Annotated in this window: 17 protein-coding genes, 3 tRNA genes and 1 pseudogene; 9 read left to right on the top strand and 12 right to left on the bottom strand. The window is 54.1% G+C overall.

The features are described 5' to 3' along the window. Positions 1-830: 830 nt before the first annotated feature. On the top strand, positions 831-1,103 hold the full coding sequence (locus tag HUV30_RS03980; protein WP_174404136.1) for a hypothetical protein: 273 nt from the start codon (positions 831-833) through the stop codon (positions 1,101-1,103). A gap of 379 nt (positions 1,104-1,482) precedes the next feature. Here HUV30_RS03980 and HUV30_RS03975 read toward each other — a convergent pair whose 3' ends face one another. From HUV30_RS03975 to HUV30_RS03935, 9 genes are all read right to left on the bottom strand, one after another. Next, positions 1,483-3,237, bottom strand: a complete 1,755-nt coding sequence (locus tag HUV30_RS03975; RefSeq protein WP_174404135.1) for a histone deacetylase family protein — start codon at positions 3,235-3,237, stop codon at positions 1,483-1,485. 146 nt (positions 3,238-3,383) lie between these two features. Continuing rightward, the gene (locus HUV30_RS03970; protein WP_174404134.1) at positions 3,384-3,893 is read right to left on the bottom strand and encodes a GNAT family N-acetyltransferase; all 510 of its coding nucleotides are present in this window, start codon (positions 3,891-3,893) and stop codon (positions 3,384-3,386) included. A gap of 1 nt (position 3,894) precedes the next feature. Continuing rightward, on the bottom strand, positions 3,895-4,965 hold the full coding sequence (locus tag HUV30_RS03965) for a D-alanine--D-alanine ligase family protein (protein WP_174404133.1): 1,071 nt from the start codon (positions 4,963-4,965) through the stop codon (positions 3,895-3,897). A 2-nt stretch (positions 4,966-4,967) separates the two neighbouring features. After that, positions 4,968-6,005 carry a D-alanine--D-alanine ligase family protein gene (locus HUV30_RS03960; protein WP_174404132.1) on the bottom strand — a complete coding sequence of 346 codons (1,038 nt, stop codon included), beginning with the start codon at positions 6,003-6,005 and terminating at the stop codon, positions 4,968-4,970. Continuing rightward, a complete protein-coding gene (locus tag HUV30_RS03955; protein WP_243452061.1) occupies positions 5,999-7,336 on the bottom strand; it encodes a KamA family radical SAM protein in 1,338 nt (445 codons plus the stop codon). The genes HUV30_RS03960 and HUV30_RS03955 overlap by 7 nt, the downstream gene beginning before the upstream one ends. A 271-nt stretch (positions 7,337-7,607) precedes the next feature. Further along, a complete protein-coding gene (locus HUV30_RS03950) occupies positions 7,608-9,044 on the bottom strand; it encodes a sigma-54-dependent transcriptional regulator (protein WP_174404131.1) in 1,437 nt (478 codons plus the stop codon). A gap of 142 nt (positions 9,045-9,186) precedes the next feature. Further along, the gene (locus tag HUV30_RS03945) at positions 9,187-9,423 is read right to left on the bottom strand and encodes a hypothetical protein (protein WP_174404130.1); all 237 of its coding nucleotides are present in this window, start codon (positions 9,421-9,423) and stop codon (positions 9,187-9,189) included. 555 nt (positions 9,424-9,978) lie between these two features. Continuing rightward, a complete protein-coding gene (locus HUV30_RS03940) occupies positions 9,979-10,317 on the bottom strand; it encodes a hypothetical protein (RefSeq protein ID WP_174404129.1) in 339 nt (112 codons plus the stop codon). A gap of 197 nt (positions 10,318-10,514) precedes the next feature. Then, a complete protein-coding gene (locus HUV30_RS03935) occupies positions 10,515-11,993 on the bottom strand; it encodes a radical SAM/SPASM domain-containing protein (RefSeq protein ID WP_174404128.1) in 1,479 nt (492 codons plus the stop codon). Between the two features lie 479 nt (positions 11,994-12,472). Between HUV30_RS03935 and HUV30_RS03930 the strand changes: the two genes are divergently transcribed. Next, positions 12,473-13,285: a sugar phosphate isomerase/epimerase family protein gene (locus HUV30_RS03930; RefSeq protein ID WP_174404127.1), complete on the top strand. Its 813-nt coding sequence runs from the start codon at positions 12,473-12,475 to the stop codon at positions 13,283-13,285. Between the two features lie 196 nt (positions 13,286-13,481). On the opposite strand, the gene HUV30_RS03925 is transcribed toward HUV30_RS03930, so the two are convergent. The 3 genes from HUV30_RS03925 to HUV30_RS03915 form a co-directional block, all read right to left on the bottom strand. Further along, a complete protein-coding gene (locus HUV30_RS03925) occupies positions 13,482-14,960 on the bottom strand; it encodes a DUF438 domain-containing protein (RefSeq protein ID WP_174404126.1) in 1,479 nt (492 codons plus the stop codon). Positions 14,961-15,389: 429 nt separating this feature from the next. After that, on the bottom strand, positions 15,390-15,992 hold the full coding sequence (locus HUV30_RS03920) for a hypothetical protein (protein ID WP_174404125.1): 603 nt from the start codon (positions 15,990-15,992) through the stop codon (positions 15,390-15,392). Next, a complete protein-coding gene (locus HUV30_RS03915; protein ID WP_174404146.1) occupies positions 15,985-16,977 on the bottom strand; it encodes a 4Fe-4S dicluster domain-containing protein in 993 nt (330 codons plus the stop codon). The genes HUV30_RS03920 and HUV30_RS03915 overlap by 8 nt, the downstream gene beginning before the upstream one ends. Positions 16,978-17,587: 610 nt before the next feature. Between HUV30_RS03915 and HUV30_RS03910 the strand changes: the two are divergent. From HUV30_RS03910 to HUV30_RS03885, 7 genes and pseudogenes are all read left to right on the top strand, one after another. After that, positions 17,588-18,718: pseudogene (locus tag HUV30_RS03910) on the top strand (sigma-54 interaction domain-containing protein); the annotation flags it as partial. Between the two features lie 795 nt (positions 18,719-19,513). Next, positions 19,514-19,589 (top strand) — tRNA-Val (locus HUV30_RS03905). A gap of 14 nt (positions 19,590-19,603) precedes the next feature. After that, positions 19,604-19,680 (top strand) — tRNA-Asp (locus HUV30_RS03900). Between the two features lie 80 nt (positions 19,681-19,760). After that, positions 19,761-19,837 (top strand) — tRNA-Asp (locus HUV30_RS03895). 500 nt (positions 19,838-20,337) lie between these two features. Continuing rightward, complete coding sequence (locus HUV30_RS18445; RefSeq protein WP_276512306.1) at positions 20,338-20,466, top strand: hypothetical protein; 129 nt, start codon at positions 20,338-20,340, stop codon at positions 20,464-20,466. Between the two features lie 29 nt (positions 20,467-20,495). Beyond that, positions 20,496-20,726 carry a hypothetical protein gene (locus tag HUV30_RS03890; protein ID WP_174404123.1) on the top strand — a complete coding sequence of 77 codons (231 nt, stop codon included), beginning with the start codon at positions 20,496-20,498 and terminating at the stop codon, positions 20,724-20,726. 285 nt (positions 20,727-21,011) lie between these two features. After that, positions 21,012-21,773: an HNH endonuclease gene (locus HUV30_RS03885; protein ID WP_174404122.1), complete on the top strand. Its 762-nt coding sequence runs from the start codon at positions 21,012-21,014 to the stop codon at positions 21,771-21,773. Positions 21,774-21,984: the final 211 nt, after the last annotated feature.

Genomic DNA, 21,984 nt, shown 5'->3' with positions numbered 1-21,984 from the left:
GAACCTCAAGTTCCGCACGGCGTTTTTCCGTAGCGGCGAGGGAGGCTTATGGCACTTCCTCATCGCTCCGTCAACATCTTTTTCAACTTTTTTTCGAAGTCGTTTCAGCCGGTGACCTGAACCTTGCGGCTTCATGATGCATTCACTGAATGCCTTCATGCGGTCGGGTGAAACCCTGATGTGACGCCCTTGTGTTTTTGAAAGAACTTCTCGCCGAAGCGAGAGGCAGCTTCTACAGAGCTTCGCGTTCACCGTCAAGTTGTTTTTGAAACTTTTTTCGGCGATCTGCTCTGCCTGTCGGAACCGGTCTTTACGATCGATTCCCAAATATACAAGGGAGATGGAAGAACTCGTGATGTGAAAGAACTGTCCCTGCCGGTGCAGGGAAGGAGGGTTTAAGCAAATCAGCGACGCACGTCAACAAGGTTTTTGAGATTTTTCACCAAAGATAGGCTATCTAGCTGAATTAACGGTTTAAATCAATGCTTCACTCATCATGTCTTATTCGTCTCCCATTCCTATCTCAAGCCTTCTGCCGTCTTCTATCGTATTATCCTACCCTGCCCCCTCCTCTTACAAGCCACCTCCCCTTCCTCGCATTCATAGCAAGGGCACTCCAAGCTACTCTGTCTGCTGTGCGGCATCCACGAATGCCCTACCTTATCTTCTGACCGTCATCCGCATAAACCATACGGCAACACAGCATAACTGCTTTGCAGTATGGCTTCTTCCTCTTTCTCCTATCTTTTTCCACCGACTTTTTTTAGGATGCCAACTCCTGAATCATCCGCTGTGACTCACAACCCATAACCATAGATTACCCGACCGCCATGATCCTGAACGCAAGCCAACTCAATGCCATCCGCCAGCTCAACGATGAAGAACTCCGCAAGGGGCAGTTCGCCGCATACGGGTATCCGGCCCACACCATCCGCGACATGCTGCACACCATCGAGGCGCTGAAAAAGGAAAAGAAGAAATGGCAGCGACTGGCTCAGGACCGTGGGCAGACGCTGCAGGCGGTGCGGGATATCATCGGTTCCGGCAGCAACGGCAGCACTGATAGCGGCCCTGATCCTGAAGGATTCAACAAAGCCGATTAGCCTGCCGAACTGTTCTGCCATAATCTTCTGCCGGACTCGTCTGCCAGACTCTTTTTGCCAGCCTGCCCTGCTGATGATTATGTTCGACAGTCCAGCTGACGTTCCTGCTGCCAGTTCTGCCCAATCTGCCAGTTCTGCCCAATCTGCCAGATCTGCCCAATCTGCCAGATCTGCCAGTCACCGCGGGCCGCCCTGCCTTACATAATCAGTCTTCCAGACCTGCCCCCCCTTCTCCCATCAGCAGTCAGATCACGTTCCATATCAAAAAGAAAAGGCGGGCATTCCTCATGGAACACCCGCCTGCAAAACGATTCACCAACACCTCAAAGACATCTGTACTGCCTGCGCACAGATAGCCCTTAAGGCTGCGCGCTCTTTGTTACCGGCGTACTCCCTCTGACATTCCTTCAAACAATCCCACAAAGAAGTTACGCGCATTCACCCCGAGTGAGCGGATGCGGTAGCCGCCTTCCTGCACCACAAGGGTGTGCAGACCAAGCCTGCCAATAAGCCTGCCATTGTGGGCAAAATCCTTTGCCGCAAGGCTCCACGTGCCTGTAGGGTCCCCCTTGGCCGGGTCCAGCCCCAGACCGACAACCAGAAATGTCGGCTTGAACTCCCTGATGGTCTGCAAAGCACGCACGAGCACGTTTGAATATTGGTGCCCGTCGACCTTTTCCAGCAACGGGAAATTGCGGTTGAAGCCGAGCCCTTCTCCTTCGCCCACCTCTTCCGAGAACCCGCTGAAATAGGGATAGGCAAACCGAGGATGCCCGTGGATGGATACCGTCAGCACATCGTTGCGCTTGTAAAAGATATTCTGCGTGCCGTTGCCGTGGTGGTAGTCGATATCCAGCACGGCCACTCTGCCCAGTGATGCAAGCCTGTGCGCCGCCACTGCCGACGTGTTGAAATAGCAGAACCCGCCGAATGCCCTGCTCTCCGCATGGTGACCGGGGGGCCGGACCAGCGCATAGGCCATGCGCCTGCCAGACAGCAGCGATTCCGCCGCGGTAAGCCCGCAATCAACCGCCCGCTTTGCCGCGTTATACGCATTGGCATTGAGCGGCGTGAAGGTATCTATACAATAGTACCCTGCCCGCACGGGCAGCTCTCGCGGCGGCCGCGACGCATTGCGGATGGGAAACACATAGGGATAGAGCGACTTGTTTGCCGGCAGCTTGGCACACACCGTCTTGAGGTAGGAAACGTAGTCCTTGTCGTGCACAGCGGTGATATGGGTTTCGGGGTAATGACGCACTGACATTTCCTCGAAAAGACCGGTCTTCTCCAGAGCCTTGCGGATGCTGTCTATACGCACCGGCGATTCCACGTATCCGCGCTCGCGCACATGATGGATGTCGTGCTTGTCATTCACCACCAGGGCAATGCGCATATCGCCACTCACCCTGGAAGGAGGCACCGGGGGCACATCCTCCCCGGCAGTATAGCGCGGCTCACGCAGACGCACGAACGGATCGTTGAACGAATTCACCACCATTTCCGTATACTCGGGTGAACAGGTTCCCTTGTATTTGCGGGTAAGGATGGCGCGCACCACCTTGCGAACCTGCGAACGGGAAACCTTGAGCGGCTTGCCGAGCGGATCGGCCACCAGATACGGCGGACAATCGCCGCCCTCTGTCAGCGGCGTCTCGTAGGCTGAGCCAATAACGGGCCGCGCGCCGTACCGTTCATAGAACCGCAGGCGGGCGATGTTGTCCTTCAGCGCCGCAGTGTCACGACACAGGGCCGGATCATCGGGCAGACACTCGAAGAACAGGGCGGAATCTCCCAGTGCGCGGGCTTCCTCACGGATGCGCTCGTACAGCACGGAACCGATTCCCCCGCCACCGTGCTTCAGACTGACGGAAATAAAATCCAGATAGCAGAAATGCAGGTCAGTGAAATGGCAGAGCAAGGCAAACCCGCGCACATTGGCGCGGCCGTCCTCCGCCACAAACAGGATGGAGCGGTACTGCTTGAGAAAAGGATTGGCGAGCTGCTCCGGGAGCTGCTGCACATCTTCCTCGTCCAGCAGCGGGAAACGTTCACGCAGAATCTCCTGCGCTTTTTCGACAGCCTGAACATCTATGGGAAGGCGCGTGTCGTATATGGGACGAATGCGGAACATGGCCGTTTCCTTCATACCTGGGTAAAAACATTACCGGCAGGTGGCGGGCCGTAAAGGATGGCATTGTGCCGCATCCGGCCTTACGGACTACCTGTCCTGCCTGCGACTCCGGCGAACACAAGCCACTACCAATCCCCCGCCGTTGCCTACACTTCCAGCCGGTAGATGACCTTGTCATCACCCGGGCGGTAAAAATCCTTGAGCACCGCCTCTGCCGTAAAGCCGGTACGCTCATAAAATCTGCGCGTGGAAACATACTTCTCCATACCGGAAGTTTCTGCAAACAGCAGTCTCCCTTCCATGGCCCGCACCTTATCCACGGTGACGGCCAGCAGGCGTTTGCCAAGGCCCATATGGTGACAGGCAGGGGCCACGGCTATCCAGTAGAGATCATAGGTGCCTTCGGTTGCGGGAGTCGGGCCGTAGCAGGTGTAGCCAAGCACGGTACCATCCTGTTCCGCAAAGACAAAGTAGTACCCGCTGTCTTCACCCTGCGCGAGACGTTCCAGCACCAGCTCTTCTGCCACATCTTCCTCATCGGGTGTGAAAAAGCCTGTGGCATGGACAATGTGCCGCACATCAGCGGCATCGGATTCCCTGACCGTTTCCCGGTACGTTACCGCTTCTATATGCAATACGGACGATTCTGCCGACATGTCATTTTCCTGCTGCGTATACAATATTCTGTGCGGTAGTCTGGTTCAGTCCCGCATCAACAACTCGTTTGATAAGCGCGGCATAGTCCAGCCCTGCCCTGTGGGCGGCAGCAGCAAGACCTGCATCCGGCGCAATGCACGGGTTGGAATTCACATCAATCACATATGCCACGAAAGGATGCTCTGCGGAACCGTCTCCGTCCACACGATAGTCTATACGCGCGTATCCGGCCAACCCGAAAGCGTGCCAGCAGGCTTTGGTGGCGGATGCAAGCATGGCGAGCAAAGGCGCATCCGATTCGGGAAAAGCAAACCGCCGCACGGTATTCACGTATTCGAAGCAGTCTTCATCCCATTTGGCGGCATAGCCCACTATCTTCGGCCTGTCTGCGCCGAAATCGCGAAACTCTATTTCCGCAAAAGGCAGCACCTGCGGTTCGTCACCATTCACGCCAGCGATAATGGCAATGTTGAACTCACGCCCGTCCACATAGCGTTCCGCAAACCAGTGTCCTCCGTGCCGTGCGATGCAGGCGGCAAGGCGGTCTGTCACATCCTTCACGGTGGTTGCATCCACAAGGCAATCTTCATCAAGCCCCAGCGAGGCGTGCTCATGTACCGATTTGCACAGATAGCGCCCCGTCACAAAGCCATGACCGCCAGCCTTCCCGCCGGCCCCCATTCCGCCGCAGGTGCCATCCGGCAATACCCACGCGGGCGAAGGAATACCGGCCGCATCAAGGATGCGCTTGCACAGCACCTTGTCGCCGGAAAGAGTGAGCGCCTGTGCATCCGATCCGGTAAAGGGCAGACGCATGTGCGCAAAAAGAGACGGCGCGAGCGGCGCAAGGCGGATATCGTCCGCCAGCTCTTCCACAAGATTGAATATGATGTCGGGGGAAAGGGCCGCCAGCTCTGTGCGGGCGGCTTCCAGATCAAGCGACATGCTCAGAATGGACGACCCGATGCCGAGCGAGACAAGCGCTTCGTGCACGGCGCGGGCCTGCACAAGCGTGTCTTCCTGATCGGGTCGTGTTCCATTCAAAGCATTGTGTATGACTGCGGCGCGCATGGCTAGCGCACCGCCTCCGCAGCGGATTCACCGGCCTGATGGACGGGGGAGACAGGCATGGAGCCAAGACCGGTGCGTTCCAGCGCTGATTCCATGATGTCACCGATAAGCTGCCGATAGGTCATGCCCATCTTGTAGCAAAGGATAGGCAGGTCGGAGTTTACAGGGTGCAGCCCCGCAAGGGGGTTTACCTCGATGAAATTCGGCACGCCGTCGGCATCCAGCCGCACGTCCACGCGGCCACCGTCGCGGCAGCCCAGCGCACGCCATGCATCCAGCGCAACCTGCGCGGCATAGCGCCCCACTTCGTCTTCAGCCAGATGATACTGCATGCGATCAAGGTATTCCGCCTTGTTCACATAGCCGTAGGCATCGGATTCCGCCGAAGAGGCAAACACCACTTCAAGCGCGCCAAGCGCGCGGGCATTACGGCCGGTGCCGACAATACCCACGGTCAGTTCGCGGCCGGAGAGAAAGGTCTCTACCAGCGCAGGCTGGTTATACCGTGCAAGCACATGCTCGCAGGCAGCCACCAGCTCTTCGCGGGTGCGCACCTTGGATGCAGCGCCCACGCCGATGCCTGTTCCTTCCGCCACGGGCTTCACGAACAGGGGATACGGCAGGTTCACCGCGTAGGCACCTTCCGCGTCTTCCACAACGGCAAAGTCCGCAGTGGGAACCCCCTTGTCGCGCACCACATGCTTGGTAATACCCTTGTGCAGGCACACGCCCAGCGTCATGGCGTCTGAAAACACACAGGGAATGTTGTAATAGTCCAGCAACGCGGGAACCTGGCTCTCGCGGGCGAACCCGTGCAGACCTTCCGCAATGTTGAACACCATATCCCACCGCTTCCCCTGCAGAAGCGCGGACGCGAGACTCGGCAACGCGCCCACGCGCTCTGTCAGAAAGCCATGGGATTGAAGGGCCTCTTCGATGGCCTCGATAGTCGCGGGGCTGTCGAATTCAGCAGCTTCTTCTTCCGAAAACCCCATGGCGAGATAATCGGCTTTCAGGTCGTAGGTAAGTCCGACTAACACGAAGAGCCTCCGTTGCAACCGCTGCAGCCCTTGCCGCAGTCGCCGCATTCATGCGCAGCAGGTGCGGCGGGGTCGTACGAACGGTACAGATTGCCCTCGTAGTTGCGCAGCACCAGATCTTCACCATCGTATCCCTGCACATAATCGGGCATGAGCGGAATCTTGCCGCCGCCTCCGGGGGCATCCACAACGTAGGTGGGAATGGCGTAGCCGGTGGTATGCCCGCGCATGCCGCGGACAATATCCACTCCCTTGAAGATGTGGGTGCGGAAGTGCGCGGAACCCTGCACGGGGTCGCAATGGTACAGATAATACGGGCGGACACGGGTCTTGAGCAGGCCCTGCATCAGCTTGGTCATGGTCGGCACATCGTCGTTAATGCCCTTGAGCAGCACAGTCTGGCTGCCGAGGGGAATGCCCGCATCGGCAAGACGACCGAGCGCTTCAGTCGCTTCGGGGGTCAGCTCGCCGGGGTGCGTGCAGTGAATGCTCATGAGCAGCGGGTGGTAACGGCGCAGCACGCGCAGCAGCGAAGGGGTGATTCGCTGGGGCATGACAATGGGCGCCTTGGACCCGATGCGGATGATTTCGATATGGGGAATACGGCGCAGGCGCGAGAGCAGATGGTCCAGCGCTGCGTCGGACATGGTCAGAGGATCGCCGCCGGAGATGAGCACGTCGCGCACCTCGGGGTGATTTTCAATATATTCGATGGCGGCAGGCCAGCGCTTGCGCACCGTGCTGGTGGAACCGGGCTTGCCCACGCGACGGGAGCGGGTGCAGTAGCGGCAGTATGCCGAGCATGCATCCGTTGCGAGGAACAGCACACGGTCGGGGTAGCGATGCACCAGACCGGGAACGGGGCTGTGGCCGTCTTCACCAAGGGGGTCTGCAGATTCACCGGGGTTCAGATCCCATTCCGCAGTGGTGGGTACCATGGTGCGGCGCAGGGGGTCTGCCGGATTCGCAGGGTCGAACTGGGCGGCATAATAGGGAGTAACGGCAAAGGGCAACGCCGCAAGGCCGGTACCTGCATCCAGTTCGTCAGGCGAAAGAGAGAGCATGGTGCCCAGCTGTTCCAGCGAGGTAATGCGGTTTGCATACTGCCAGTGCCAGTCACACCACGTCTTGAGATTTACTTCGGGATAAAAGCGTCTGCGGAAGGCGTCCGAACGCTCACTGATAGCAAAAGCCGGGGGGAGTTCCTTTTCAACGGCAAATCGCATGCCGACAGGGAAGGATATGTCAGAGTACACGGAATGATTCTGCACTCCGAGTAAAGAGGGAGGCTCCATGGGAGACTGTTCAATTTCGGCTATGTTGCTACTCACAGCGATCTCCAGATTGGGTATTTCGAAGGGCCGTTACAAGTCTGCCTTGGCCCTGCGTTTTCATGCAATATGGCAGAATACGAGTTCCCATCAGCAACTCACATGCCAACACATTAACCGGATGATATGTATGATAATTTCAACATACGGCAAAATAAAAAGCGGAACATGAAGTTCCGCTAATATTGTACCCTCTATGGCCCGTATTGATGATCGCGCTTGAAATCTAGATTTGATCTAGCAAACGATGCGGAATGATATGTTCCGCTTCTTAAATATCGGCACTTTTTATTCCGTTTTTTACCGGCTTATACCGAGACTTATCGATACCATAGCGACACAGCAGTTTTCTGAGCTGACGCGTGGTAATGCCGGCGCGCTCGGCGGTAAGGTTCACCTTGCCGCGACATTCGGCGATAAGTTCTTCTATGTAGCGGCGCTGGGCGTGTTCCTTGGCCTGATTGCGCACCTCTGAAAGCGGCAGCGAAAGGTCGAGCGAAACGTTGGCAAGGGGCGCGCCGCCCACAAAAAGATCCGGCGGAAAGTTGTCCGGCGAGAGCATGTGCGAGGTTTCCAGAATGTAGGCGCGCTCCATCAGGTTTTCCAGTTCGCGGATATTGCCCGGCCACGGGTAGGACTGGAACGCGTCCAGCACATCGGGGTGCAGCCCTTCTATCTTTTTCATGTACTGCTGACGCAGGCGCTGGAGGAACATTTCTGCCAGCAGGGGAATATCTTCACGGCGGTCGCGCAGAGACGGCACACGGATGGGAAAGACGTTCAGACGGAACAGCAGGTCGGCACGGAACTCGCCTTTGCGTACCAGTTCCTCAAGATCCACGTTGCTGGCAGCCACTATGCGGGCTTCCATGGGAATATCCACCACGCCGCCCACACGCTGGAACACCTTGTCCTGCAGCACCTGCAGCAGGCGCACCTGCGTGGGCTGGGATATGGTGCCTATTTCATCCAGAAAGATGGTGCCTTTGGCGGCCACTTCAAACCGCCCTGGCTTGCGTTTGCTGGCACCGGTGAATGCGCCCTTTTCATGGCCGAAGAGTTCGCTTTCCACCAGCGTTTCGGGAATGGCTCCGCAGTGCACGCCCATGAAGGGCCCGCTGGCACGGTTGCTCTGGGCATGGATAAGCTTGGCAAGCACGCCCTTGCCTGTGCCTGTCTCCCCCGTGAGCAGCACGGTGGTATTGGCCTGCGCCACGCGCCGCACCTTATCGAATACGGCCTGCATGACCGGACTTTTCACCTGCTGCAGGGGAATGAGCGCAGATGAATGCTCGGCGGAGCGCAGATATTCCAGTTCTGTCTGCATCATGCGCGATTCGCGCAGGCTTTCCAGAACATAAGATGCTTCTTCCGCCGTTACGGGATAGGTGAGATAGTTGTCGGCACCGGCGCGCACGGACTTCACCGCCTCGCGGATATTTTCCTGCGCCGTGAGCACGATAATCTCAAGGTTGGGAGCCATGGCCCACAGGGAACGTAATGCCGTGCGGATGGTATCGAAGCTGCGCTCGGGCGAGCGGTCGATCCATGCCATGTCGGCAAAGATGACGTCGTACGGGCGCTTGGCCAGCGCCGGTTTCAGGTCGTCCGGATGGCGCACGACACTGGTCTCCGCCTGAGACGAAAAGCTGCGTACAATGGCCTTGGTGGCGGCCTGATCATCCGTTGCTACAAGAATATGCTGCATGATCCTTGTGGTCCCGTTACGGGTTGCGCATTGCTGGTTTCAGTGTGACGCCACGTCCGGTGCTTCCACGGCGGAAGGCCGGAGGCAGCAGCCTCGGACACCCACCCCCTTGCGCCATTTGGCAGTATTTAGCAAGGGGGTATCATTTTTTCGGATCCTTGGTCCCGGCGTAGGTAAAGGCATTGCGTATCATGCTGAAATGTCCGCCCTTGTCTATGCCTACGGGCTTGCCGCACAGGCACCAGACTTTGCCGTCGCGTTCTTCCATTTCATACAGTTTGGTTATCCTGTCCTTGTGGCAGCGCAGCACCTCGCCCTTGCCTATCTTGAAATACTTCCACAACTTTCTGCGGCATGCCGCACATTTTATTACCAGCATCCGGGCATGATAGCCCACTGCCAAAGCCTGCGCAACGGGGATGGGACGAACGGGAAGGAACGAACAGTGAGGATGCGCGACCGGGCATGGCACTGCCGGATGCAGCACCGTACAGAGTCTTGCAAACTAGCCGGAACAGGTACGGCTGCAGTTACCGGATGGTGCCAGACGCTCGGCAAATGAACATTCGATAGTCACCGAGCATCCAATGATCAGCTCATAGTTACCAGACAAGCAGGATACAGCGCACTGGCTGGACAAAAACAGCCCCCCCTATCTGCAAACAACCTGTGGTCTGCCCCTATTATATATAGATGTAGAATACCGTTGCGATCAGCTCGCAGGCCGGAGAAGTCAGAAAGCAAAAATCGTACGGGGCAGTATGATGACAAGACGAGGCTGCCAGATACAGACGAGCAGGCACGTACGGCCTGTCATAGTTGTCGGAATATGCTGGCGGGCAAAGCAAACGCGGGCGTCCCTCTGGTTTCTCCGGTATGGCAAGGCATATGGCCCTGCCAGCAAAGAAACGGGATCGCCCGCGCAAAAGACGTGTTATTCGGCGACTTCTTCAGACTGCTCGGCGAGTTCTTCGAGCATTTCCCAGAACTCTATGGAATCTTCCCAGCTACCGGAGATCCATTCTTCGCCGCCCTTGCTCTTGTCGGCAAGGCTCGCGGTGCATTCCTTTGCCGCTCTGGTGAAGCGGAAGGCATACTGCGAGGAGGCGGTTTCAAACTTGATATCGGCGTTCACGAGCAGCATTTCTGCCATGGCCGAGAAAATGCCTTCGGGCAGCACGGCCTTTGTGTTCTGGATAGTGCAGGTTTCGGCACCGTCACTTTCAACACCGAAGAAAACATCACCAAACGCTTCGTTGCATACTACAGGCATGGGAAACTCCATGGGATTAGTTGTCGTGTGTGGTTGGGGGTGGCGCGGCAACACAGGTTGCAACGCCACACACTATTCTGGAGTCCTTCTTGCCTGTTTCGGGGGGAAGAGCAAGGGGGAATGTGGCGGGGATGTGAAGAAGAAGTCGCAACCGAGATGAACTGCAGACAACTCATGCCCCTTCCCTTGCATTTAGGCTATGCACCTTCTTGTCCATCCTGCCAGTCAGTATACACTTTCTTATTCAATCTCGCGATGTTACAAAAATATTCATTAATTTCAAACAAGTCACCAGTTGGACTCTCATTCGCATTTCTGACCATACACATAGTACAGAAATCTTTGTATTCGCACTCCAGACACCTTGGGAAATCACTCCTCCGCAATCCCCTTAGATATATAACTTTATCTGAAGATCTCCAAATATCACTAATCGAAGATTCATTCACATTACCAACGACGCAACCTTGCCAGCCAGCACAAGGATAAACACTTCCATTTTCAGATATACACAAAGAGGAATTGCAAACACTACAAATATAATCAGTTGGCAAAGAAGTCTTTTTTTTTGCAACCTCCTCTCTCATCCTCTGAAAATATTTATCACCACTACCTGATTTATCTTTGATAATCTTATCTACGTCACGATTATTCAACCTATAATTCAAATTTTTAACATCGTTATTGTACTGCGCTATTATTACATTATCAGTAACAACATACACATTCATCCCCTCAGCCCACCTCACAACGTCTTTATAACACTCTACATTATTTACCAATACAGGACAACTAATCTGTAAAGGGATATTATTCGCAACAATTTTTAGAATTGAATCCTTTGTCTTTGAATAGCTACCCTTTACACATGTCACACTATCATGGATATCAGGATCCATAGAATACAGTGACACCTGAATACTCAACAGTGGATTCTTAGCCATCTCACTTATTATTTCATCGTCAAGCAGTGTTAAGTTACTAAGTATGTTTACAGACAAACCAATCTCTCTAGTTTTTTTGAGAAAATCTAAAAAACTGCCATGCAACATAGGCTCTCCACCGCTCAATGTGATATGAAGAACTCTCATATCCCTACACTGATCTAATATATCAAAAAAAACATCATCATCGATATCTCTGACCTTGTATTCATGTGGAATATAGCAATGCACACATCTTTCGTTGCATCTACTTGTAATTTCTACATGCAAACTTGTTAAATTTGGAACACCATCCAAATATCGCTCTATAAATTCTCTAGAAGTAATTTCAGGATAAACAGCATTAGAAGAATATCCATCATTTATATTTTCTGAAATGCAAATATTATACGAAAATTTAACATCACTATTTTTGCAATCTTCAAATGTTTTTCCAGAAACAATAAAACCATCTTTTTCTAGGACTTCATAAAACTCCGCAGCATCCTCTTTAATTACGTCAATATCAACATCTGAAAATATGGAACAAATTTTTCTAACAATTATTTCAAAACTTTGAGGTTCTTTACTCAAAACAGAGAAAAACACAGAAGCACTCTTTGACAATACTTTATCACCCACATCACGATCATCGCCGACCTTCGCTTTGTATCCAAAGATTTTATTATCAACAATATAGCCAAACTCCCCATAATCCCTAAACATGACTCTATCTTTTTGCTTAAAATACATAGAACACCTGCGGCATACTAATAAAATATTGATTACGCATTCACTGCTCGACTTACTCTTTTCCTGAGTTACTTGTTCACAACTAACCATAATTAAAAGGTCCCCCGGAAGAACCGAGGGACTGGCAAGAATCAATTAACGCCCACCGGGGCCAGGCGGGTTACAAGGTCTACCGCTCGGCTTAGAATTAGGCCGGCATTCAGCTGTCTGTACAGCACCCTGAGCCAAAACTTCGGGCTTCTTATAATCCATAGACTCAACCTCCTTTATAGTTTTTTGAGAAATATGATTGTTTTTATTGAATAAATATATCAAGAATAAAGACTCCAATTCCATGTGCCAATAATTAAAACACCTACAACAACAATGAAATATCTGCAATCGGTCAATCTATACAATCACCATTTACCTTCACGGCACGGAATGGTATGCGGGCTCAGCCGGAATCAGGTCCGGAATGAACCAGCCAAGGAGCCGCCATGCCTTTCTTTGTTAATCTGCCCCTCAGCTATGCCCACCATACGCCCGCCTATGTGGACATGTTCATTGCCCGTGGCGTGCACCCTGAACTGGGCATGGACACCACAGCAGTACAATCCCTGCCGGAGGCATGGCACAGGGAAATGGCAGAGCGCTTTCGTGATGCGGGACTGACCAGCGCCATTCACCTGCCGTTCTTTGACCTTTCTCCCGGCAGCATGAACAACGGCATTCTCGCCGCCACGCGCAACACCCTCACCCGCGCGGCAGAGCTTGCATCCATATATGACCCCGTACATATGGTGGGGCATCCGCATTTCAACAGAGGCGAACACGCTCCGCACATGGCCCGCTGGGTGGAGCGTTCCACGCAGACATGGGAAACCGTGCTGGATATCACCTCCGGCTGCCCTTCGCGTCCGCGCCTCTATCTGGAAAACACCCACGAGCGTACTCCCCACGCCATTCTCACCCTGCTGGAGCAGCTGCCGGAAGAGCGGGCCGGATTCTGTCTGGATATCGGCCACTGGCACGCCTTTGCCCACGGCTTCCGCAAGCAGGACCTCGCGGAATGGGTGGACGCCGTATCACCCAGATTGGGCCACCTGCACCTGCACGACAATGACGGAACGGACGACCAGCATCTCGGGCTCGGCGCGGGCAGCATCCCGCTGGAACTGCTGTTCGATTCCCTGCGCAGGAACGACGTTCGCCCCTCCGCCACGCTGGAACCGCATGACGAAGGGGCGTTTGAAATGTCTGTGTCGTATATGCAGACCCGTCCGGACCTGCAGGATACCATCAGATTATAACAGGCTAGTCACCGGACCACTCGCCAGATCGACTCGCCAGATCGACTCGACAGATCGACTCAGCTGGCCGCCTCGACAGGTCGACTCAACTGGCCGACTCGACAGGTCGACTCAACTGGCCGACTCTACTGGCCCTCACTGGACACACTCAACCGGCCACACGCAACTGGACAGTCAGCTGCCCAATCAGCGGAGATCAGGACCATTCGAGCAGTCTGCGTTCTCCTTCAAGCGCACGGAGCGCACTCAGCTCCTGCGACACTTCAAGGCAGCCAAGATAGACTCCAGCCTCATCGCGCACCGCGAAATAGCGGATGTGGATGAACATGCCGTTCAGCTGCAGCCAGAATTCCGCAGAATCGCGATCGCCATTCTTGAACTTCGCCAGAATCTCTTCGACCATATGCACCGACTTAGAAGGATGGCAGTTGCGCACATCGCGGCCGATAATGCCCGCAGAACGCGGGAAGACGCGGTGCGAGCTGTCGGAATAGTAGGCCACCTTGTCGTCGGCATCCACAAAGGTCATGTCTATGGGCAGGGTCTTCAGCATCAGGTTCAGCACCTTGGGCGAGAGCCTGCCTGTATCCAGCGGGATAAAGGATTCAGAACCGGCAAGCACCCCACGCGGGGCGCCCCCGCTCACTTCGCCGGGCATCCATTCAATTCCGGGCGTTACCCACGCATAGCCTATCTCGTCCTCGCCGTGCCGCGCTCTGGACCACTGCCCTTCGGTCAGGGATTCCAGCGCCATGGGGAACAGCACATGCTCTTCCTTGTAGACCATATCCTTCACGGCCAGACAAAGCTCACGCAGATTCACTGCCGTGGGGCCGGGATTCTCGCGGTCCCATTTCTCCGCAGTCTTCTTTATCTTCGCGCGAATATCGTCGTGCACCTCCCACATGACCTTGGTGGGTGCTTCTATGCCGTTTTCTTCCAGCAGCGGGAACAGCTGGTATTCCTTGCGGGTGTAGTGGATGCGGATGTTTTCCAGCTCCTCGAACGCCTGCCGGATATACTGGTCGGAAAAGGCCCACACGTTCTTCGTGACCGATGCGCCCATGCGGTCGATCTGCGACAAAATTTCATCCGCAAGCTCCACGGCCTGCGCATTCTCCGCCATATAGGTGTGCACAGGGTGCCCCTCCGGCATGGAAGGCCGTTCGTGGCAATCAAGCGCCCCCTTGAACAGCTCCACATGCAGATCGCACAGGCGCTTGATCTCGGTTTCCGGCAGCCCTTCCGCCACCAGCGCCTGTTCCAGCGAGGCGATCTCTGCCGGAGTAATATCGCCCACGGTTTCCGCAAAGCGTGACTTGAGGGATTCTATGCTCTCACCGTCGTGCAGGGCGCGAATCATCTCCTTCAGACGCGCGCGCCGTTCATCATCGGTCAGCCCGCGCTTTTCGGGATTCTTCACTTCCGGCGGAATGACGGTCACGCCTTCCCCCGTGCGCCGCATTATCTCCTGCGCCACGAACATGAGCAGATCAAGCGGCTTCACCTGCCCCATTGCCGCAGCCTGTCCCAGCGTGGCCACACGGCCAAGCGTGTTGCGCAGCACGGGATTACGCAGCTTTTCAAAAGCACCATTATACTCGGCAAGGGCATCCACAAGAAAGGGATAGGCCTTGGTGATATCCAGAATGTTGGTTTCCTGACGAATTTCCATGTGAAACTCCTCGGTTTGCGTTGCAATTGTTCTGTATGATGCATACCTGCGGCCCGCAGCCTCATTGCATCGGCACGGCTGCAGACCTGTTTACGGGCTACTCACTGTCTTTGCGTGTCAGAATAGCACAACCTGAGGCGATTGGGTTGATTTAGATCACATAAGCGCACAAAAAACAGAAAAAGGGCTCCGGAACATGTTCCGAAGCCCTCAGACTGCTGGCAAAGCCATTTCTGGATTTTTTTGGCTCCGCCGGGCAGGAACCTGACGTTCCTGCACCTCGTATGAGCGATGGAAATCCGTTTTTGAATCTCAGTTCCGGCTTAACGAGAATGTGTTTCTACTGAAACGAGGGGGCGTCATTACCCTGAGAGGTCCGAATACGTTCCGGAGCCCTTTCTATCAGGCTTATATAATGATTCTTACGCGCTACCGCCGCAGCACATATGCTCCGTTGCCACGCAGCCGCGCCATGACTGCAACAACTCCGAGCAGCATGGCAAAACCGAGATGCGACCAGTCTATGAATACGGTCATAGCTGCCGACCAGTGAAAATCGGGCAGGTTCTTGGCAACGCGCATGTAGCCGGTGATAATGATCAGCACCAGCAGCGCAATGCGAACCTTGCCGGAGGTTGTCAGCCCTGCGGTCTGACTCGCCTGGCCCGAATGGCCCGAATATCCTGTCTGGCTCGACTGGCCCGAATGGCCCACATCACCAAACTGGCCCGACACCCCAGACTGACTCATTTGCATGGGCTGCGCGGGCAGGTATCCGAAACTCCCTGCCAGATGCATAATCGCCAGCCACGCCGCCAGCCCCACAAGCGCTATGGCTCCCGCATAGTGCACCCAGTGCACCGTGTAAGGGTCTGCCAGCCAGCCGAGGCCGGGGATATCCGCGATATAGTAGCGCTTGAATATGGGCATCTGCCCCATGCCGGTCACGGTCATGAGCAGCATGATGCCAAACCACACTCGGGCGATCCGGCGGGATGCCGGTGAATGGGTGTTCGAGATCAGTCTAGTCATTGTCGTGCTCCCTGATCCGGCGTTCCTTGCGGATGGTAGAGGCTATTTTCATGGCTCCTGCCACCAGCCCTGCCACGGGAGCTGCCACCAGCGCCTTGGCAAGGGCGGTTTCAGGCCGCATAACATCGCCAACCTGCCCCATATGCGGCTTGCCCGGCCCTTTTTCCAGAACGGCGTTGATCTTTTCAAACGGCACGGGCGAAACATAGATGGTGTTGGTGCCGCCGTTTTCTTCAAGCCCATAGAGGTAGCCGTCCATGTCCTCTGCCAGCGAGCGGGCAAGCGCCACCATCTCGCTGCGCGGCCCCATGGTCTGCACGGACTGCGGGCAGACCTCCACACAGGCAGGCTGGCCACCGGCAGCAATTTTGTCGTAACAACGGTCGCACTTGTACATCACCCCGTTCCCCGCAAGGGACGGGAGCAGACGCAGATACAGCCCCACGCCGGTCTGGCGCTGCGGAATGTGCCACGGGCAGGCAAGGCGGCATTTGGCGCCCCCCAGACATAAATCATCATCAATACGGACAATGCCGTTATCTTCCTTGCGGGCGGCCCCCCACGGGCAAAGATTGGCGCAGGGCGGATTCACGCAGTGCAGGCACCGCCGTGGCATGTAGAGATCGTGCACCGTGCCTGCATGCTCCACCTGCACATTCTGCAAAAACAGCCAGTTGTAGGGAGTAAGGCGGTCGTCCAGCTGCTGCTTTTCCGACCAGTCCTCGGCCTTGACCCGTGGCGGATACATGGCCGGAAATGGCTTTTTCGCACGGGGAAACTTATGCCCGTTGCTCTCGCGGCATGCCTCGACGCAGGCTCCGCATCCGATGCACTTGCTCAGATCAAGCACCGTCACCAGTTCTTCCGCAGGTCCGGCAGCGGCACTTGCCTCGCCTGATCCCATCACGCCTGCCCGGGCCACACCCGGTCCGGCCAAGGGCAGGGCAGCACCGGCCCCTGCAAAGCCCAGTGCTTTCAAAAACATCCGTCTTGAAGATGAATACCCTCGCCCCTGCCGTGACGTTGTGGTCTTGCCCTTTGCGGGGCCTGTCGCTTTCTGAACGCTCTTCACGGCTTCCATAACTCCGGCTTCAGGCTCGACACGTGATGCAACATGCGACTCGCCACCATGCAGCACTCCGAATTCCGGCGCAGCGAGGTCAACAATCCCGCGTTCGGGTTTGCCGCTCGACTGCAGCGCACCCTGAACGCATTGCGTGCCGTCCTGTAGCATTCGAGAGACATCATTGGGCTTCCGGCTTTCGTGCAAAGCGTGGAGGGTTCGACGCGCTGAGAATCGTATCATGTGCATAGTCCTTGTTCACTGTCAGTTGAAGCGGAGTACCGGCCTGACGGACAGCCCGATATACAGCTCATGAGCAGAAACCATGCCGCGCAATTCCAGCATCAAACAACCACCCTGAATTACAGAATTTCACACAAAACATACGAATACCCCCTTTACCAGCCACTAAACTTGGATTAACCATATGATCAATCGATTATGCACCATTTATTTATCAAATGCACAAATAATACGTTCCGGACATGACATGAAGCGCACACAGCACCACAACGACAGCACTCCCCACTTGTTTGCAGGCATGGTGGGCACATCGCCTGTCATGCGCCGCATATTTTCCATCATAGAACGGGCAGCCATGAGCGATGCCCCCGTCATCGTGTGCGGGCAGTCCGGAACGGGCAAAGAGCTTGTCGCGCGCGCCATTCATGATCTTGGCGCACGCCGCAACGGCCCGTATGTGCAACTGAACTGTGCGGCCCTGAATGAGTCACTGCTGGAAAGCGAACTCTTCGGCCATGTGAAGGGGGCGTTTACCGGAGCCGTGCGTTCGCGGACAGGCCGCTTTGAATCCGCACAGGGTGGCGACATCTTTCTGGATGAAATAGGTGACATTCCACTGCCCACGCAGGTCAAGCTGCTGCGGGTGCTGGAATCCAAGCGCATTGAACGGGTGGGCGATAACCGCTCCATAACCGTGGATGCCCGCATCATTTCCGCCACCAACCGCAACCTGCAGGAACTGGTGCGCCGCGGACGGTTCCGCGAAGACCTGCTCTTCCGCATCAACGTCATTCCCATCCACCTGCCTGCCCTTGCGGAGCGGCGCGAAGACATTCCCCTGCTGGCCGATCATTTCATCTCTCTGTGCCGTGAGCGCACAGGCAAAGACATCCCCGACCTTGCGCCAGAGTCTGCCGCACTGTTTGCGGAATACGCATGGCCGGGCAACATCAGGGAACTTAAAAGCGCCATTGAATACGCCTTTGTGGTGGGAGACAGCGGCCCCATAGAGCTGGAACACCTGCCAATGTATATGGTGGATGGTGCCAACGCCTGTTCCTGCCCGCCGGAATTCGTTCCCGGTCTCACGGCAGATTCGCACCCTGAAATCGCCGCCTGCTGCTTTCCGGCCTCTCTGACTGCCGGCCAGATAACTACCGAACAGATGAATGCCGGACAGGCGGCTACCGGACAGGCGCCCGCCTCCCGCCCATTGACCGCTGCGCAGCTCCGTGAAAACGGAACTGGCAATACAGAGACTTCCGCCCTGCCCCCGCAGAAGCAGGAACTGATGCAGGCGCTGCGGCAGGCAAACGGCAATATCACGGAGGCCGCCAAACTTCTGGGAATTCACAGGGGCACGGTACGCAACCGTATGCTCAAGTGGGGTATAGATCTGCGTAGAACCGTTTTCAGCTAGCCGGAAAGATCAGGCGTAGTGATTTTTCCGGCAGGCGCGGCTGACATACATGATCCGGACATGATCGACAGGCATGACCACCTGGCATGATTGGCAAGCACGACCCACTGGCATGATTGGCCCTTTTCAGTTCCCGAAGGGGCTTCCGGTTACCGGAAATCCGGCATGTTTTGCCATCCGGCAAAAGAAGGCCGCCCCGTGCAGGCAGTTGCACGGGGCGGCAATAAAGTCGGGGAGCGGCTTACAAAAATTTGCGGACGCCGCTTACGGTTTTCATCATGTAACGGAGGCAGGTTTTTGCGATTCATAGAACCGTGTACGAAGCGGGCTTGCGCCTCCGTCATCTCCCCATGCCGGATGGTGTCGCCCCGTACTGCCGTGCTTACCGTCAGGTGCCCTGACGCTGATGAATTTATGGCCGGTATGCCATGATGTTCCCGAACCGGGCCGGAAACGACGCCCGCTACTTGTCTATCGGATTATTATGAAAACCCTTTAGAGTTCTATACATCACTTCTGCCCGCAGCACTCCACAAAGACATAGTAAAACACCTGTGCGCAAAATACGAGATTGTAACAACATGAAACAACTCACTATTTATAGCGATGAACACATTTTTGATTATGGTTTAAAAAATCGCTTGCCAAGAGACGGTGGTTTGCGTAAAAACGCCCTCGCTTCACGGTTCTGGACCTAACAACGGCTCAGGATCACACTGAAAACAGCCTGATCGGGTTTCTCGAAAAAGATGTTGACAGCGAAGCACGGATTCACTAAAAGGTGTTTCCTCATGTGGGCGGTTAGCTCAGTTGGGAGAGCATCGGCCTTACAAGCCGAGGGTCACAGGTTCGAGCCCTGTACCGCCCACCACTTTACAATGCTACGGAGCGGTAGTTAAGTCGGTTATAACGCCGGCCTGTCACGCCGGAGGCCGCGGGTTCGAGTCCCGTCCGCTCCGCCATTGAGTACATCGGATGCGTTCGAAAGAACGCATCCGTTTTTTTAGGCAGAATTATGATCGAGCAATCGATCTCCCCACGTGGAGCGGTAGTTAAGTCGGTTATAACGCCGGCCTGTCACGCCGGAGGCCGCGGGTTCGAGTCCCGTCCGCTCCGCCACGGAATGCAAAGCCCTGATGCAACATGCGTCAGGGCTTTTTCTATTCACGGCCTCCGCTCCATCCCACTGTCACCGCGGGGTCAAATCCGGTCCGTCCGCCATTAATAGGATCTTAGGGAGTTAGCTTAAAGCCTTTTTCCTTCGTTCAACATCAACCGGCTTGGTCGCCTGCTAGCCCCCCCCCCCCCCTTGACCGCCGTATAGCTATGGCCTAGCAGGAAAGTGAAAAGCTCGTCAGCCATGGGGAGCCATTCATATTCCATGGATAAACCTTGCCTTTCTTGGTGCCAAGCCAAAAACGCTTGCCTGCAAAGGCTACATTTTATCATTGATGTTGATAAGTTCACCACGCGTCGCTGACAAAATAGAATGTTAATTTATCCTTTGCCGAACCCTGCTTGTTCATTGACATTGGGAAAGAGAGGGCAGCGACGGCGACGGAGGCGCGACTATTCTCGCTCTGGCTCAAAAGGCTGTTGGCATTAGTTGGGAGGTTCATATGTCACTCAAAGCATATAAAACCACCATCAAACAATGTGCTCTTTATGGTGACGGAGATTCAACAACTCGAATAGATTTTGATTTGGTTGCGGAAAAATTTGAAAAGGAGTATCGACATTTCAAATAATACATGGTCTTAAATCATAAGGAGGAAATATGCAGCCCGTACACTTTAAGACTTGGATCGATGAGAATCTCGATCTTGATAACACCGAAGACATTCTTAATCTTTTTGAAACTGTGACAAGTAGCAGTGGAGAGGGGCGATGGGATGCCAACTGGAATGGCGCGGCACTAATCGTAAAAGGTGCTAATGAAGACCTCCCTCTTCACAGCCGTAGCAGTAGAGATACATTTCTTGACATTTTACGCCAGCAAAGACACTAAGATGACTATTGAAAGCACCAGAAATCATATACTTAGATCGAAATACCAAAGTCTTTTTCGTTGCGACTGGCAGCCTGTAACGCTTTGTTAAATCCAAAAACTTGAGTCAAACTGCGAGCAGAAAGGGAATATAAAATAAGAACTTTAAATATGTTAAATCTTGTTTATTAATTGATATTGCTGCTAGCTTAGAATATGGGATGAGCTCCCCTGTGTTGAATTTTATTATCAATTATAAATCATATCTAACGCAACTAGTCTCTCCGCGTGAAACAGGAGCGTGAAATGAAGCCGTCAATTTGCAAAAAAAAAGAATGGGAGAATTTTAGAACAAAAATTTTAGAAATTGATAATTTTAGATGTACCAAGTGTGGTAGAGGCCGAGAAGATGGAGTGGTTCTACAGGTTCATCACAAAAAATATATTCGAGGTCGCCAGCTATGGCAGTATGATTATGATGATTGTGCGACCTTGTGCAAAGGTTGTCACGCGGAAACACATTGCATTATAATGCCCAAAACAAATTGGGTATTAGCTTACCATGAGGACCTTGGCGATCTAGTCGGAACCTGTGAACTTTGTGGTTCGAGTCTTCGCCATGCCTACTTTATAGAGCATGAACATTGGCAGGGAATCATTGTTGGAACATATTGTTGTGACAATTTAACGGACACGACTCTTGCTTCAAACCATATAGAATCACAAAACCGATACAACAGAAGGTTGAAAACATTTCTTAACTCTTCAAAATGGTTCAGTTACAATGATAGAGAATTACATAGCAAAAATTACATTTGCTCACACTCGATAGATCACAAAAAACATAAAGTTGTAATAATTGAGACAACGATCGGGTATTTCCTTAGAATTAATTTTGTAGCCGGTGAGACCAATTTTAGTTCTTTTGAGGAAGCTAAGGAAAAGGCTTTTTTTATGATTGAAAGCGGAACTTTCAGAACCTACGTCGAAAAAAAAGCTGGTAAAGATCAATTTGTTCGGCGTCCATCAAATGCACTACAATCTGCACTACAAATAAAGTCAAATTAACAAAACATGTTAATGTTTAAAGATAAATAAATTATCATCTTATATTAACGGTTGGTAAATTGCATTCAAAAGAATACAAATCCACACTGCAATAGTTCTGGTGAGTTAAAGCCGGTCGCTACCTGTCCCACTGTCGACGCAGGTTCGAGTTCCGCCTGTCAGGTACCGCTCCGCCACGGAAATACGAAGCCCTGATGCAGCATGCGTCAGG

The sequence above is a fragment of the Desulfovibrio subterraneus genome (assembly GCF_013340285.1).
GTDB classification, from domain to species: domain Bacteria; phylum Desulfobacterota; class Desulfovibrionia; order Desulfovibrionales; family Desulfovibrionaceae; genus Halodesulfovibrio; species Halodesulfovibrio subterraneus.
The sequence above is the reverse complement of the archived record's forward strand: the minus strand, read 5'-3'. Positions and strand labels throughout refer to the sequence as shown.

Coding starts and splice junctions, on each gene's coding strand:
- HUV30_RS03980 (WP_174404136.1), top strand. CDS start 831: ATGATCCTGAACGCAAGCCAACTCAATGCCATCCGCCAGCTCAACGAT.
- HUV30_RS03975 (WP_174404135.1), bottom strand. CDS start 3,237: ATGTTCCGCATTCGTCCCATATACGACACGCGCCTTCCCATAGATGTT.
- HUV30_RS03970 (WP_174404134.1), bottom strand. CDS start 3,893: ATGTCGGCAGAATCGTCCGTATTGCATATAGAAGCGGTAACGTACCGG.
- HUV30_RS03965 (WP_174404133.1), bottom strand. CDS start 4,965: ATGCGCGCCGCAGTCATACACAATGCTTTGAATGGAACACGACCCGAT.
- HUV30_RS03950 (WP_174404131.1), bottom strand. CDS start 9,044: ATGCAGCATATTCTTGTAGCAACGGATGATCAGGCCGCCACCAAGGCC.
- HUV30_RS03945 (WP_174404130.1), bottom strand. CDS start 9,423: ATGCTGGTAATAAAATGTGCGGCATGCCGCAGAAAGTTGTGGAAGTAT.
- HUV30_RS03940 (WP_174404129.1), bottom strand. CDS start 10,317: ATGCCTGTAGTATGCAACGAAGCGTTTGGTGATGTTTTCTTCGGTGTT.
- HUV30_RS03935 (WP_174404128.1), bottom strand. CDS start 11,993: ATGTATTTTAAGCAAAAAGATAGAGTCATGTTTAGGGATTATGGGGAG.
- HUV30_RS03930 (WP_174404127.1), top strand. CDS start 12,473: ATGCCTTTCTTTGTTAATCTGCCCCTCAGCTATGCCCACCATACGCCC.
- HUV30_RS03925 (WP_174404126.1), bottom strand. CDS start 14,960: ATGGAAATTCGTCAGGAAACCAACATTCTGGATATCACCAAGGCCTAT.
- HUV30_RS03920 (WP_174404125.1), bottom strand. CDS start 15,992: ATGACTAGACTGATCTCGAACACCCATTCACCGGCATCCCGCCGGATC.
- HUV30_RS03915 (WP_174404146.1), bottom strand. CDS start 16,977: ATGTTTTTGAAAGCACTGGGCTTTGCAGGGGCCGGTGCTGCCCTGCCC.
- HUV30_RS18445 (WP_276512306.1), top strand. CDS start 20,338: ATGTCACTCAAAGCATATAAAACCACCATCAAACAATGTGCTCTTTAT.
- HUV30_RS03890 (WP_174404123.1), top strand. CDS start 20,496: ATGCAGCCCGTACACTTTAAGACTTGGATCGATGAGAATCTCGATCTT.
- HUV30_RS03885 (WP_174404122.1), top strand. CDS start 21,012: ATGAAGCCGTCAATTTGCAAAAAAAAAGAATGGGAGAATTTTAGAACA.